At 54.6% G+C, this 14,522-nt stretch carries 15 protein-coding genes; 9 read left to right on the top strand and 6 right to left on the bottom strand.

The window, feature by feature from the left end:
* The first annotated feature begins 108 nt into the window (after positions 1–108).
* The 3 genes from ghrA to O1V65_RS09400 all read left to right on the top strand — a co-directional run bounded on the left by ghrA (position 109) and on the right by O1V65_RS09400 (position 2,508).
* The gene (gene ghrA / locus O1V65_RS09410) at positions 109–1,050 is read left to right on the top strand and encodes a glyoxylate/hydroxypyruvate reductase GhrA (protein WP_017493858.1); all 942 of its coding nucleotides are present in this window, start codon (positions 109–111) and stop codon (positions 1,048–1,050) included.
* A gap of 87 nt (positions 1,051–1,137) precedes the next feature.
* Positions 1,138–1,875: a phosphatase gene (locus O1V65_RS09405; protein WP_084912949.1), complete on the top strand. Its 738-nt coding sequence runs from the start codon at positions 1,138–1,140 to the stop codon at positions 1,873–1,875.
* Positions 1,876–1,923: 48 nt separating this feature from the next.
* Positions 1,924–2,508, top strand: a complete 585-nt coding sequence (locus O1V65_RS09400; RefSeq protein ID WP_017493860.1) for a TorD/DmsD family molecular chaperone — start codon at positions 1,924–1,926, stop codon at positions 2,506–2,508.
* Positions 2,509–2,593: 85 nt separating this feature from the next.
* Here O1V65_RS09400 and O1V65_RS09395 read toward each other — a convergent pair whose 3' ends face one another.
* The 3 genes from O1V65_RS09395 to mdtH all read right to left on the bottom strand — a co-directional run bounded on the left by O1V65_RS09395 (position 2,594) and on the right by mdtH (position 5,291).
* Positions 2,594–3,157, bottom strand: coding sequence for a lipoprotein (locus O1V65_RS09395; RefSeq protein WP_017493861.1), 564 nt, complete (start codon positions 3,155–3,157; stop codon positions 2,594–2,596).
* A 123-nt stretch (positions 3,158–3,280) separates the two neighbouring features.
* On the bottom strand, positions 3,281–3,928 hold the full coding sequence (gene grxB / locus O1V65_RS09390; protein ID WP_017493862.1) for a glutaredoxin 2: 648 nt from the start codon (positions 3,926–3,928) through the stop codon (positions 3,281–3,283).
* A 157-nt stretch (positions 3,929–4,085) separates the two neighbouring features.
* Entirely contained in the window at positions 4,086–5,291 is a 1,206-nt protein-coding gene (gene mdtH / locus O1V65_RS09385; protein ID WP_017493863.1) for a multidrug efflux MFS transporter MdtH, read from the bottom strand.
* A 319-nt stretch (positions 5,292–5,610) separates the two neighbouring features.
* Here mdtH and rimJ point away from each other — a divergent pair, with 319 nt between their 5' ends.
* The 4 genes from rimJ to murJ all read left to right on the top strand — a co-directional run bounded on the left by rimJ (position 5,611) and on the right by murJ (position 9,477).
* Positions 5,611–6,195, top strand: a complete 585-nt coding sequence (rimJ, locus tag O1V65_RS09380; protein ID WP_017493864.1) for a ribosomal protein S5-alanine N-acetyltransferase — start codon at positions 5,611–5,613, stop codon at positions 6,193–6,195.
* A gap of 16 nt (positions 6,196–6,211) precedes the next feature.
* The gene (locus O1V65_RS09375) at positions 6,212–6,871 is read left to right on the top strand and encodes a YceH family protein (protein WP_017493865.1); all 660 of its coding nucleotides are present in this window, start codon (positions 6,212–6,214) and stop codon (positions 6,869–6,871) included.
* 11 nt (positions 6,872–6,882) lie between these two features.
* A complete protein-coding gene (locus O1V65_RS09370; protein WP_084912950.1) occupies positions 6,883–7,803 on the top strand; it encodes a Gfo/Idh/MocA family protein in 921 nt (306 codons plus the stop codon).
* Positions 7,804–7,947: 144 nt separating this feature from the next.
* Complete coding sequence (murJ, locus tag O1V65_RS09365; protein WP_017493867.1) at positions 7,948–9,477, top strand: murein biosynthesis integral membrane protein MurJ; 1,530 nt, start codon at positions 7,948–7,950, stop codon at positions 9,475–9,477.
* Positions 9,478–9,593: 116 nt separating this feature from the next.
* On the opposite strand, the gene argS is transcribed toward murJ, so the two are convergent.
* On the bottom strand, positions 9,594–11,324 hold the full coding sequence (gene argS / locus O1V65_RS09360; protein ID WP_269130452.1) for an arginine--tRNA ligase: 1,731 nt from the start codon (positions 11,322–11,324) through the stop codon (positions 9,594–9,596).
* A 255-nt stretch (positions 11,325–11,579) separates the two neighbouring features.
* Between argS and O1V65_RS09355 the strand changes: the two genes are divergently transcribed.
* Positions 11,580–12,149 (top strand): VOC family protein, encoded by a 570-nt coding sequence (locus O1V65_RS09355; RefSeq protein ID WP_084912952.1) that lies wholly within the window; start codon positions 11,580–11,582, stop codon positions 12,147–12,149.
* A 2-nt stretch (positions 12,150–12,151) separates the two neighbouring features.
* On the opposite strand, the gene O1V65_RS09350 is transcribed toward O1V65_RS09355, so the two are convergent.
* A complete protein-coding gene (locus O1V65_RS09350; protein WP_017494025.1) occupies positions 12,152–13,294 on the bottom strand; it encodes a MalY/PatB family protein in 1,143 nt (380 codons plus the stop codon).
* Positions 13,295–13,404: 110 nt separating this feature from the next.
* Here O1V65_RS09350 and cutC point away from each other — a divergent pair, with 110 nt between their 5' ends.
* Complete coding sequence (gene cutC, locus O1V65_RS09345; protein ID WP_017494026.1) at positions 13,405–14,163, top strand: copper homeostasis protein CutC; 759 nt, start codon at positions 13,405–13,407, stop codon at positions 14,161–14,163.
* Between the two features lie 230 nt (positions 14,164–14,393).
* Here the strand turns inward: cutC and O1V65_RS09340 are convergent, their stop codons facing one another.
* On the bottom strand, positions 14,394–14,489 hold the full coding sequence (locus O1V65_RS09340) for a hypothetical protein (RefSeq protein WP_416362461.1): 96 nt from the start codon (positions 14,487–14,489) through the stop codon (positions 14,394–14,396).
* Between the last annotated feature and the right edge of the window lie 33 nt (positions 14,490–14,522).

Below are 14,522 nucleotides of genomic sequence, written 5' to 3'. Positions count from 1 at the left end.
CTTCCGAAAGCCCTGACAATCAGGGCTTTTTTTTAAACAATTTTTGCAAGCAAAGGTTGCATCACGGTGATTTTAGAGGAAATCTAACAGGGCAAAGGAGGCTACAACATGAACATCATCTTCTATCACCCTAAAACAGATTCAGAGCCATGGATTGAGGGCATTCGCCACCGACTTCCCGAAGCTAACGTCCGCGTCTGGCACCGTGGCGATACCGCACCCGCCGACTACGCGCTAGTCTGGCATCCCCCGCAGGAAATGTTGGCTCCACGCAGCGACCTCAAAGGCATTTTCGTGCTGGGCGCAGGCGTCGACGCCATTCTTAATCAGGAGCATCGCCACCCGGGTACCTTGCCTGCGGGTGTGCCGTTGATCCGTCTCGAAGACACCGGCATGGCGCTGCAAATGCAGGAGTACGCGCTGGCGAGCGTGCTGCGCTACTTCCGTCGTCTGGACGAGTATCAGCTGTTTCAGCAGCAGAAACAGTGGCAACCGCTGCCTGCGCATCAGCACAGCCATTTCACGATAGGTATTCTTGGTGCCGGTATTCTCGGTACCGCAGTCGCGCAAAAGCTTATCGATCTTAAATTCAAGGTACGCAGCTGGAGCCGTAGCCCAAAAGTGCTCGACGGCGTGGAGAGTTTCTACGGCGATGACCAGCTCGATGATTTCGCCAGCGGCTGCAAGCTGCTGATTAATCTGCTGCCAAATACACCGCAAACGGTCGGGATCCTTAATAAAAAGCTGTTCTCCAACCTGAGCAAGGGCAGCTATCTGATCAATCTGGGACGCGGCATGCACCTGGTGGACGGCGACCTGTTAAAGGCGCTCGACGACGGGCAAATCGCGGCTGCCACGCTCGACGTATTTATTGAAGAACCTCTTCAGCGCATGCACCCATTTTGGTCACATCCGCGTGTTAGCATCACGCCTCATATCGGTGCCGATACCCTGCCGGACGAGGCGATGGACAACATTGTCGCCAACATTCAGGCTATCGAGGCAGGGCGCAAACCGGTTGGGCAGGTTGACCTCACGCGCGGATATTAACCCCACGCCGAGTCAGCCACACAGATCTGCTAAGCTTTTATTGCCGCCCGGCCCCTTACCGAGGCGGCCAAAAATTCAGGAGAAGTCATGTTTCCGGTCGACTTACATATGCACACCGTGGCAAGCACCCACGCCTACAGCACGCTGCACGACTACATTGATGAAGCTCAGCAAAAAGGCATCAAGCTTTTCGCCATCACCGATCACGGCCCTGACATGGCCGACGCACCGCATTATTGGCACTTTATGAATATGCACGTCTGGCCGCGCGTCGTTGACGGCGTGGGTATTCTGCGCAGCATCGAAGCGAACATCAAAAACATCAACGGTGATATCGACTGCACCGGACCGATGCTCACCGCCGTAGACTTTGTGATTGCCGGATTCCATGAACCGGTCATGCCGCCGGTAGATAAAGAGACCCATACGCAGGCGATGATTGCCGCGATGGCGGGTGGCGATGTGCATATTATCAGTCATCCGGGCAACCCCAGGTATCCGGTCGATATTCCCGCGATTGCCGCTGCGGCGGCGAAATACGAGGTGGCGCTGGAGCTCAACAACTCCTCCTTTACTCATTCACGCAAGGGCAGTGAGCCGAACTGTCGGGCTATTGTCGCCGCAGTGAAAGAGGCGGGCGGCTGGCTGGCATTGGGCTCTGATTCACACATTGCCTATTCGTTGGGGGGTTTTGAGCACTGTGAACGTATAATTGACGAAGTGGGATTCCCGCACGAGCGCATTCTGAATGCCAGCCCACGTCGTTTTCTGGACTTTCTGCAAAGGCGTGGTCGTCCGGCAATTGCAGAATTTAGTGAACTGTGACATTGTCACGCAAATTTTTGCTATGCCAACGTTAATCAGGTTCTGACTATGAATGAGTTTTCGATTGTATGCCGCGTGCTGGGCACGCTGTTTTATCGCCAGCCGCAGGACCCGCTGCTGGTCCCGCTGTTTGGGTTGATCCAGCAAGGTAAACTGCGTGAGCATTGGCCGCTGGAACAAGACGCCTTGCTGCTTCGTCTACAGCAAAGTGCCGATCCACAGGCGCTGGCCGCCGAGTTTAACCATTTGTTCGTCGGTACCGGCTGTGCGGTTTCGCCTTATCGCAGCGCCTATGTGGAAGGCGACTCCGAGCAGGAAGTGCGGACTTTCCTCAAGCAGCGCGGTATGCCGCTGGGCGAATCTCCGGCCGACCATTTCGGTTCAATGCTGCTTGCCGCTTCATGGCTTGAAGATCAGTCGCAGGAAGACGAAGCCGCGGCGCAAATTGCGCTGTTTGACGAGTACATGCTGCCATGGTGCGGCAAGTTTCTCGGCAAGGTAGAGGCCCACTCGACCAGCGGTTTTTACCGCACGCTGTCTGAGATAAGCCGCGAAGCGATCACCGCAATGCGCGACGAGTTGGAAGAGGCACTGCCGGAAGACATCGAGAACGGCGAAGAAGACGAGCAGTAATCACGCCATTCGGACATAAAAAACGCCTGAAGGTGATGCCCGACAAGGGGCGTCACGCACTCAGGCGTTTTTCTTTCAGCAGAATTTAGTCAGTGAACGGGATAACCAGCTGGCCCGGTTTCACTTCCAGCCCTTTGGCCAGTTTTTTCGCCATCGCTTCGCCTTCACTGTGTTCGCCGTTCAGCACGTAGGCCGGTTTCTGGTCGAAGTAGGACTTCAGTGACTGATTTAGGTAAGGCATCAGGCCTTTAACGATCGAATCCATTTTTTCCGGTTTAACGGTGTAGTCGACCACTTCCATATCTTTCAGATAGATAGCACCTTCATCTTTGTTATATACCGGCGTCGCTTTCAGCGTCAGTGTCAGGTCGGCTTTCTGAGCGCCAAACAGCGAGCTGACGTCGATGTCGGCATCGCCCGAGAGTGTCACTTTACCCGGCTCGCTGCGGCCAATCTGGCTGCTGAGGTTGGTCAGGGTAATGTGTGCGTCTACCAGGCCAGGCACACCGAGCTGCTTCTGGAAGTTATTGTGTTTTTGCAGGTAATTATTCACTTCCTGTTCACTCAGCGTGTACTGAGTCAGATGGTTGCATCCGGCAAGCAGGCCGGCAAAAATCAGGGCAGCGGCCCCTAAAAATAACTTTCTCATGACTTCCTCGATGACAATTCCAAGGCGCACAGTATGCCCTGTTTGGGAAAGGTGAGGGAAGGGTTACAGCGTATAGAAAGGTAAGGGTCGCACCGAAAGTGCAACCCTTGGGTTAAGGAAAGGTTAACTCGCGAGGCGGGTCAGCAGGTTTATCTGCGTTTGTTTCGCCATGTTGTCACGATAGGCCAAAACACGAGTAGGCAGCTCGACGCCTTTGACGATCGACAGCGATCGCAGGACCGGGAACAGGTGAATGTCGTCCTCGGAGAGCTCGCCATTCACGGCATTCGGCTCTTGAATGAGTTTGTCAAGGTCACGCAAATCCTGATTGATTTTCTTTACCAGACCGGGCGAATGTTGGAGATGTTCCTTAAAATCGCCCAGTTTTGCCTGTTTCTTGTCGGTGAAATATTGACGTGCCTGCGGCGTGGCAAACTCTTCGAAGGGGGCGGCGGCGAAGCGCGGGATGAACAGCTTTTCAGTATATTCCGAGACGTGGCGCAACCAGGTTGCTACCGCCGCACTAATTGGGCCGGTCAGCAGGGGTTTATGGTCGGAATTATCAATATATTGAACGATATCCATGCTTTCAGGCATGAAGCTGCCGTCCTGTTTTTGCAGGATTGGGACCACTTTTTTCCCGACCATCGAGGTTGGCGTTTTTTCGTCATCGTTCAGCAGGGCTTTCACCTCAACCGGCAGATTCTTAAGGCCGAAGATCATGCGGGCCTTGACGCAGTAAGGACAGTGTTCATAAACAAATAACTTCATGATACTTGGCTCCTTTTTATACTCGGCTAACCGGGGTGTAGGGAAGGTCGATTAGCCGTTTTCTCTTCTGTCACCAGAGATGTTTCAATCTGTGAGTATGGTGAAGATTCTCCCTGAGATCAAACGCAGTCAGCCAAAGCCGAGGCCTTTCGGCGACTTAATTTTCGCCGAGCATCGCGGGTTCGATACGACGCAGCTGAAACTGCCAGTAAAGGCCTGCCAGCGTGATCAGACCGACGATGCCGAGCAGGATCCAAGGCAGCTCCGGCAGCGCGAGTGCGCGACCGGTATCATACATCCAGCCACCGCCGGTATAACCAATCGCACCACCAATCGCCAGCCCAAGGCGGCTGAAACCCATATAGCTGCCGCGTGCACGCGGGTCAGCCAGCGAGGCGCCCAAGGTTTCTCGCGCCGGTTCGGCAATAATCGAACCGATATAGAACAGGCCAATCAACAGCAGCAGCGGATTCAGCCCACTGACCATACCGACAGGGAACAGGCTAAGGGTCATAATGGCCAAACCACACATCAGGCGTTTTTCCAGGCTGAAGCGCTTTTCGCTCCAGCGGGCAATCGGGTAGAGCAAAGTGAGCGACAGCGCCGCTTCAATGGCGTACATCCATTTCACCGCGGTAGGCGTACCGGCCATGTCATTGACCGCGATAGGCAGCATCAGCATGACCTGTACGGTTAGCATGTAATAGCCGGTAAGCGTCAGGACGTAGCTGATAAAGCGTTTATCGCGCATCACTCGCATCATGCCTTGTCGCATCGGCGCACGGCCCGCCGAGATACGGTAGGCGGGCAGGAAGACCGCGTTGAATGCGGCGGCGAGCACAAACAGTCCTGCGCCAACCCAGCAGACGAAATGAAAATTATATTGCAGCAGCCAACTGCCGATCAGCGCGCCAATGACCGCACCGGCGCTGTCTTGCATCATTAATAATGAGAAAAAGCGGCTGCGTTCGTGAGGGCGGATCAGCTTGATAACCAAGGCAGTGCGGGGCGGATCAAACAATGTGCCGCCAAGGCCGGATAAGACGCATGAGCAGATGAGAATCCACGGACTGTCTGCCAGCGCCATGGTGGCGAACCCCGCCGCACGCAGCAGCATGCCGGTGATGATCATTGGCTTGGCGCCAAAACGGTCGGCAATGGCACCGCCAAAGATCCCTAGCCCCTGCTGGGTAAGCTGGCGTAGCCCAAGCGCGAGCCCCACGGCCATCGCCGCCCAGCCAAGCTGGTCAACGAAGCGAATCGAAATAAGCGGAAAAACGACGAAAAAGCCGAGAATTACCAAGGCATTGTCAAACAAGAGGAAAAACTTTCCCAAGCTTCGCGCTTGCGATACCAGAGACATGCGTCACCCTGAGCGATTATTGGCATCCATTCCGAAAGATGCTGAGATGATATTAACCGCCTTAGTCTGAACCTCAAACAGGCAATTAGATAGGGCGCTATAGATAATATTTTTTTATCGTCAAGACGCTTTAGGACTGGCAAAATCAAAGACGCAGCGCTGAAAAACCTGAATAATTTAACGGCTGATTCACAGAGAGTGGTGGGCTCGACTATGATGCAAAGAGAAGCCGTGCGCAATATAGCAGTCCACGGCAAAGAACGGCCTCTGTTTCCTATAAAATGTTCTTATCGAGCCGGTCAAAATGTGGAGGGAAGGGATGTTTGGCTATCGATCAGCGGCACCTAAAGTGCGGCTTACTACGGACAGAATGGTACTGCGGCTGGTGTACGAGCGCGACGCCCATCGCCTGGCCGATTATTACACGGAAAACCGCGCCTTTTTGAAGCCCTGGGAGCCTATCAGGGACGAAAGCCACTGCTATCCTTCCGGTTGGCAGGCGCGACTGGGTTTGATTAACGAGATGCAAAAACAGGGGACGGCCTACTATTTTATCCTGCTCGACCCCGATGAGAATCACGTTCGCGGCGTCGCTAACTTTAGCAACGTGCTGCGCGGTTCTTTTCACGCCTGTTTCCTCGGCTACTCGCTGGGTGAGCAGTGGCAAGGGCAGGGGCTGATGTATGAGGCGTTGCAGTCGCTGATTCGCTACATGCAGCGCCAGCAGAAGATCCACCGCATTATGGCGAACTACATGCCGCACAACCACCGCAGCGGTAACCTGCTCGAAAGTCTCGGGTTTGAGCGCGAGGGGTATGCGAAAGATTATCTGCTGATTGACGGAAAATGGCAGGACCACGTTTTGATGGCGCTGACTGACCCACAGTGGCAGCCACCGCGATGATAAGGAAAGGAAAACCATGAAGTATGAATTCAGCGCCAAAGAAGCGCGAGTCATCGGCTGTATGCTTGAAAAACAGATTACGACACCGGAACAGTATCCCCTGAGCCTCAACAGTCTTACCACCGCCTGTAACCAGAAAACCAACCGCGAGCCGGTAATGGAGCTCAGCGAGTCCGAGGTCCAGCAGACGCTGGACCTGCTATTGCGTAAGCACATTATTCGTTCGCTCAGCGGCAGCCGTACCATGAAGTATGAGCACCGTTTCTGTAACTCCGAATTTGGCAATCTCAAGTTTTCCCCTGCCGAGGTGGCGGTTATCAGCACGCTGCTGCTGCGCGGCGCGCAAACGCCGGGTGAGTTGCGTACCCGGACCAACCGTCTGCACGACTTTGCCGACGTCGCCGAGGTGGAGCTGACTCTCAATACGTTGGCAGGCCGTGAAGATGGCCCATTCTGCGTGCGACTGGCGCGCGAGCCGGGCAAGCGCGAGAGCCGCTATATGCACCTGTTCAGCGGTGAAGTCAGTGACGCAGCCGGTGAAGACGAAATCTTCAGCCCAGCAAGTTCGCAGAGCGCCCCGCGTGATGAACTGGCAGAGCGCGTCAACGTGCTTGAAACCGAAGTTGCAGAGCTGAAAGAGCGTCTCGAGCACCTGCTGGAACGATTGGCCGACTAAGGAGAGTGAGTGTGAGTAAACTTCGAATTGGGGTGGTCGGGCTGGGCGGCATTGCGCAGAAGGCCTATTTACCGGTGCTCAGTCAGGCGACTGACTGGACGCTTGAGGGCGGCTTTTCACCCAGTCAGGTGCGGGCGCAGGCGGTCTGCGACAGCTACCGTTTTCGCTGTTTTTCGCAGCTTGACCAGCTGGCAGGCGCCTGTGATGCGGTATTCGTCCACAGTAGCACCGACTCACATTTCAGCGTGGTCAGCGACCTGCTTAACGCCGGGGTGCATGTTTACGTCGATAAACCGCTGGCGGCGACGCTGGAACAGGCCGAGCAGCTGGTCGAGTTGGCGCAACGTCGCGGCAAAACGCTGATGGTCGGGTTTAATCGCCGTTTTTCGCCGCTGTACCAACAGCTCAAGGTGCAGCTGGCCGCACAGGTTGATGCACCGATTTCTCTGCGCATCGACAAGCACCGTGCGGACAGCATCGGTCCGCATGAGGCAGCATTTACCCTGCTGGACGACTATTTGCACGTGGTCGATACCGCGCTGTGGTTAGCCAATGGCGACAGTCTGCTGGTCGGCGGACAGATTGATTGTAATGAGAAAAATCAGCTGATCTATGCCGAGCATCAGTTCACGCGGGGTAAGACGCGTATGACTACTGCAATGCATCGTCGTGCCGGAACCCAGCGCGAGTCGATACAAGCGGTCTGTGACGGTGCCTGGTATCAGGTGGACGATATGCGCCATTGGGTTCAGGAGAGTCTGGCGGGCAGGGTTGAGCAGCCGGTCGCCGGTTGGCAGACGACGCTGGCTCAGCGCGGGTTCGAGGGGGCTATTCGGCATTTTATCGACTGTGTTAGCCACCAAACGGCCCCCGAAACCAGCGGTGAACAGGCGTTGCTGGCGCAGCGTGTTATCGAAAAATTGTTGCGCTAACAACGATTAATCCGATAATTTCCAATGGGAAACAATATATAACAACTGCCTGTAGCTATTGTATTTTTGATACGTAGACTATACGCACTTTCGAACCTTGCCGGGGCTTCTACAGGGAGTTTACCGGCCACAAGAAAAAGTCACATGAATCTACTGAAGTCTTTAGCCGCCGTCAGTTCTATGACGATGTTTTCTCGGGTACTTGGATTTGCCCGCGATGCCGTAGTTGCCCGCGTGTTTGGGGCCGGGATGGTCACCGATGCTTTTTTCGTTGCCTTCAAACTACCCAATCTTCTGCGCCGTATTTTTGCCGAAGGCGCATTCTCTCAGGCCTTTGTGCCAATTCTTGCCGAATATAAGAGCCAGCAGGGCGAGGAGGCGACGCGCACTTTTGTGGCTTATGTCTCCGGGCTGCTGACGCTGGTACTCGCGCTGGTGACCATTGCCGGCATGTTTGCCGCGCCGTGGGTGATTTACGTGACTGCACCCGGTTTTGCCGACACGCCGGATAAGTTCGCGCTGACCACTGCGCTGCTGCGCGTGACGTTCCCTTATATCCTGCTGATTTCGCTCGCCTCTCTGGCGGGGGCTATCCTTAATACCTGGAATCGCTTCTCGATACCGGCATTTGCACCGACGTTCCTGAACGTTAGCATGCTGGTGTTTGCGCTGTTCGCCGCGCCGTATTTCCATCCACCGGTGATGGCGCTGGCGTGGGCGGTGGTGGCAGGCGGCGTCTTGCAGTTGGGCTATCAGCTTCCGCACCTGAAGAAAATCGGCATGCTGGTTCTGCCGCGCCTCAACCTTAAGGATGCGGGCGTATGGCGCGTGATGCGCCAGATGGGCCCAGCCATTCTTGGCGTTTCCGTGAGTCAGATTTCCCTGATAATCAACACCATTTTCGCCTCGTTCCTGGTGTCTGGCTCGGTGTCGTGGATGTACTACGCCGACCGCCTGATGGAGTTCCCGTCCGGCGTGCTGGGCGTGGCGTTGGGCACCATCCTGTTGCCTTCGCTGGCGCGCAGCTTTTCCAGCGGTAACCATACCGAGTACAACCGCCTGATGGACTGGGGCCTGCGGCTGTGCTTCCTGCTCGCGCTGCCAAGCTCCGTGGCGTTGGGGATTCTGGCAAAGCCACTGACCGTTGCGCTGTTCCAGTACGGTAAGTTCAACGCGTTTGATGCCTCAATGACCCAGCGCGCGCTGGTGGCCTATTCGGTAGGGCTGATGGGGCTTATCGTGGTCAAAGTATTGGCACCGGGCTTCTATTCGCGTCAGGACATTAAGACTCCGGTCAAGATTGCCATTATCACACTCATCATGACTCAGTTGATGAACCTGGCGTTTATCGGCCCGTTGAAGCACGCGGGACTTTCGCTCTCTATCGGTCTGGCGGCCTGTCTGAACGCTTCACTGCTTTATTGGCAGCTGCGTAAACAGAAGATCTTCCAGCCTCAGCCGGGCTGGACGAGTTTCCTCATCCGCCTGATTATCGCCGTTCTGGCGATGGCTGCCGCGCTGGTGGGTATGATGTACGTGATGCCTGACTGGTCGGTAGGCGGCATGGCGATGCGTCTGTTGCGCCTCGCGGCCGTTGTGGTCGTCGGCGTGATTGTCTACTTCGGTGCGCTTGGTCTGCTCGGCTTCAAGCTCAGGGACTATGCGCGCAGCTAATTGACGCCAAGGTAAAATAGAATAAGGCCCCGAATCGATGTTATCGCTTCGGAGCCTTTTGTTTAGCCATAAAAAAGCCGCTTTCGCGGCTTTATGATTTCTGACGGTAGAGCGAGTTACATACGCTCAACGGTTTCAATACCGAGGGTATCAAGACCGGTCTTGAGGGTTCTCTGGGTCAGCAGCGCCAGTTTAAGGCGGCTGTTACGCACGGTTTCGTCTTCTGCGTTCAGAATCGGACAGTCTTCGTAGAAGCCGGAGAACAGGCCTGCAACGTCGTACAGATAGGCACACATGACGTGCGGTGTCCCTTCGCGTGCAACGGCAGTCAGCACTTCTTCGAACTGCAGCAGGCGCGTTGCCAGAGTAATTTCACGCTCTTCGGTCAGCACCATTGGCTGCGTCAGGCTGTTTACGTTGATGTCAGCACGTTTGAAGATTGACGCCACGCGGGTGTAGGCATACTGCATATACGGCGCAGTGTTGCCTTCGAAGGCCAGCATGTTGTCCCAGTCGAAGATGTAGTCGGTGGTGCGGCTCTTCGACAGGTCAGCGTATTTAATGGCACCGATGCCCACGGCGTTGACCAGGCTGTTCAGCTCGTCTTCCGGCAGGTTCGGGTTCTTGGCGACGATAAGCTCACGCGCGCGGACAATGGCTTCATCCAGCAGATCGGACAGCTTGATGGTACCGCCTGAACGGGTTTTGAACGGCTTGCCGTCTTTGCCCAGCATCATACCGAATGCGTGGTGCTCTAGAGTCACTGAATCAGGCACGTAACCGGCTTTACGCACGATAGTCCAGGCCTGTTGCAGGTGCTGATGCTGACGGGAGTCGATGTAGTAAAGCACACGGTCCGCACCCAGCGTTTCATAGCGATATTTTGCGCAGGCGATGTCAGTCGTGGTGTAGAGATAGCCGCCATCCTTTTTACGGATGATGACGCCCATCGGGTCGCCGTCTTTGTTCTTGTACTCGTCAAGATAGACAACCACGGCGCCTTCGCTGTCTACCGCGAGGCCTTTATCCTGCAGGTCAGAGACAATGCCCGGCAGCATGCTGTTGTACAGACTTTCACCCATCACGTCGTCGCGCGTCAGCGTTACGTTCATGCGGTCATAGGTAATCTGGTTCTGCGTCATGGTGACGTCAACCAGCTTGCGCCACATCTGCAGGCAGTATTCGTCGCCGCCCTGAAGTTTCACTACGTAGCCACGGGCACGCACGGCGAAGTCTTCGTCTTCGTCGTAGTTCTTCTTCGCGGCGCGATAGAACTCTTCGAGGTCGGACAGTTTCATGTCACCGGCGCTTTCGTTCTGCACTTTTTCGAGGTAGGCAATCAGCATACCGAACTGCGTGCCCCAGTCTCCGACGTGGTTGGCGCGGATAACTTTATGGCCCAGCAGCTCATTGGTCCGCGCCGCAGCATCACCGATGATGGTGGAGCGGATATGGCCCACGTGCATCTCTTTTGCTACGTTAGGAGCAGAATAGTCAATGACGATGGTTTGCGGTTCAACCGGCGCGATGCCCAGCTTGGCGTCGGCCAGCGCGGCGTCGGCGTTGGCGGCAACAAATTCGCGGTCAAGGAAGATGTTGATAAAGCCTGGACCGGCGATTTCGATTTTAGAGGCGATACCGGAAAGGTCTAACAGCGCCACAACTTTTTCTGCCAGCTGTCGTGGTGGCATTGCCAATTTTTTAGCAACGGACATCACGCCATTGGCCTGATAGTCACCAAACTGTGCTTTTGCAGACTGACGAACCTGTGCTTCGCTGTCTGATGGGGCACCTGCGGCAAAGAGTGCCTGGCAAATTTTTTCTGAAAGAAGGGCCTGTATGTTCACCGGATTACCTTAATGACTAAACGTATAACACCGTAAAGGTGCCATCTTGATTGACTGGCATGGATGACCTTTGAGCACTTGTTGTCCCATTGTTCACCCCTGACTTTAATGATGCGCATTTATATCATATTAGCCAACTTGAGTCAGTAATGAGCGCTGCATTATCCCCTTCATCTTTCACCGGATTCGTTGAACTGGCAACCGGGCGGCGGGTTGTGTAAATTAAGCCCCCCGGCCACCGAGAGAGGAAAAATAATGACCACAATTAACGCCGTGCCTGAACTGGCGGATTTGGTGGCAGACCTGCCGCGCTTTAACCAACTTTTAAATGCATTTGCAGAAAAACTGTGTCTGAATCTGGCCGATTTTTATGCCGATCATATTTCTGTACGCTGTCATCAGAACACCACCGCCGACCGTTGGCGTCAGGGTTTTTCCCAATGTGGTTCACTACTTAATGAAACAGAAATCAACGGACGCCCTATCTGTCTGTTCGACCTGTCTACGCCTCTGAGCGTGGGACCTTGGGAAATTGACCTGATTGAGCTGCCGTATCCGGGCGAAAAACGCTATCCGCATGAAGGATGGGAGCACGTTGAGTTAGTGTTGACCGGTGGTGCGGAGGGTTTTTATGCCCGCGCGCTGGCGCAGCTGGCCGACGAGGCGCTGGTAGCACCGGGCATTAAGCTCAAGCAAAGCTCGCCTAAGGGCGAGCATGAGAGATTGCCGAACCCGACGCTGGCGATTACCGATGGCACCATCACCTTAAAATTCCACCCTTATACTCTGCGTGAAATTGTCGCCAGCGAGCGTGAAGCCGAGTAAATCTAACGGGCAGCCAGCGCCGCATCCATGCGGTCTAACGCTTTTTCAAGCAAAGCGCGCTGGCATCCGAGATTAATTCTGACAAAGTTCGCGTTACCGAACTCCCTGCCGTCAGATAATCCAACGCCGGCCTTCAGGAAGAAGCGATAAGGTGACTCCAGCTGCGCCTGGGAGGCGTCTATCCAGCCGAGATAGGTGCCCTCGATCGGCAGCATCTTTAGGCCGGGCATTGCGTTGATGCGCTCAAAAGCCAGGTCGCGATTGGCGCGCAGATAGTCTAGCTGCGCCTTAAGCCAGTCATCACCGTCTTGATAAGCCGCCGTCGCCGCAACGTAGGCGAGTATGTTGACATGCGGAACGATACCGTGGCCGGTTCGGGCAAACTTCACCCGCAGTTCACGATTGGGAATGACAGCTAACGACGCACCCAGTCCCGCTAAATTAAAGGTCTTGGACGGTGCCATCAGCGTCACGCTGCGGTTCGCTGCATCTTCGTTTAAAGAAGCGAATGGGATATGACGCAGACCGGGTTCAAGAATCAAATCGCAGTGAATTTCATCCGAGCAGACCAACAGGTCATGGCGGCGGGCAAACTCCTGTTGCGCCAAGAGTTCTTCACGACGGTAAACGGTGCCGCCCGGATTGTAGGGGTTGCACAGCAACAGCAGTTTTTCGCTGCCGGTCAACGTAGATTCGGCTTCGTTAAAGTCGGTTATCCAACGCTGGTGATGCACTCTGGCGTGAACGTGACGAAACTCGCGGCCTTCGGACTGCGCGGCCTGCATAAAAGGAGGGTAAATAGGCGAGGGCATGATGCTGGTTTGCTGCGTCGTTGTGAAGGCGCGAACGGCGAGGTTTAACCCGCAGACCAAACCCGGCAGCCAGACTATCCATTCGGGTTGAATGGTCCAGTCATAGCGCTCGCGAAGGCGCTCTACCATCAGCTCAACTAATTCTTTCGGCGGTGAGCCATAACCAAAAACCCCTTCAGCAACACGCTTTTGCAACGCATTGATGACCGCAGGCGGTGACAAAAAATCCGTATCGGCGACCCATAGAGGAATAACGTCGGCGTCGCGATATTTGTTCCACTTAACGCTATCACTGTGACTGCGGTCGACCCATTGATCAAAATTGAATGTCATAGTTAGCTTTCCTAAGCAGGCAATTGGGCAGGATGCTCATGCATGAGCCTACGCGACATAGCCCCTCACAAACAAGTGTTGTAGCATGGGGTCATATTAAGGAGAGAGCCATGACGAAGTTAGAAGTGTGCTGTTACAGCGTGGACTGTGCGTTAACGGCCGAGGCGGCCGGGGCCGATCGCGTCGAGCTTTGTGCCAGTCAGGCGGACGGCGGCATTACGCCGAGCTACGGAACTTTAAAGCTCGCCAGAGAAAAGGTAGGTATTCCCGTTCATCCTATTGTTCGTCCGCGCGGCGGCGATTTTTTCTATAACCAGAGTGAATTTGATGTATTGAAAAGTGACATCGCCTGCATACGTGATTTGGGTTTCCCGGGCGTGGTCGTGGGAATGCTCGACGCAGAAGGGCATATCGACGTTCCACGCATGTGGGAGGTGATGGCGCTGTGTGGTGACATGCAGGTGACCTTCCACCGTGCCTTTGATATGTGCCTTAATCCGAAGGTTGCGCTTGAGCAATTGACTCAGCTCGGTGTCGCGCGCATTCTGACTTCAGGGCAGCAGCAAAATGCCGAGGTAGGTATTTCGATGTTGCGTGAACTAAATAACCTGACGCGTGGTCCAATCATTATGGCAGGTGCAGGTGTACGTTTAACCAATCTGCAAAAGTTTATTGATATCGGACTTACCGAGCTGCACAGCTCAGCGGGACGTCAGGTATTTTCCGCCATGCGCTACCGAAAGGCGGGTGTGACCATGAGTTCCGACACCGACTTTGACGAGTTCAGTCGTTATTGCGTAGATGGCGATATAGTGGCCGCAATGAAAAATGCGTTGGAATTTGATGATTCGGTGAGTCGGACGGCATAAAACGCCCCTCGGCTTTCGGATTAAAGCACAAAGATTTAACGGGTCTCCGGACCCTTTTGCGTCGCCCTGCGCAAGTACCAGGCCCCGTCATTTTGGCGGGGCTTTTTTTATTTAAATCATTGTGTTGGGGTTTTGAGGGGGTTAGGGATGTTACAAAGGAATAGCGTGAGCGGGAATGTACCGCGTAAAGGTATGTAGAATATTGGGGCCAAAATACCCCAGTTAAATCATCACGTTGCCTGGCTGCTTCTCATCGATGCGGGGAGGATTCTGCCTTTCATCCGCTGTTTGTCGATGTATTCTGCAAGGTCGATTATGTGGATCATTCGCGGAGTCTTTTGTCTCACCCCTATCCGAAA

Source organism: Rouxiella badensis, from assembly GCF_026967515.2.
GTDB classification, from domain to species: Bacteria; Pseudomonadota; Gammaproteobacteria; order Enterobacterales; family Enterobacteriaceae; genus Rouxiella; species Rouxiella badensis.
This window is presented reverse-complemented; position numbering and strand designations above follow the sequence as displayed.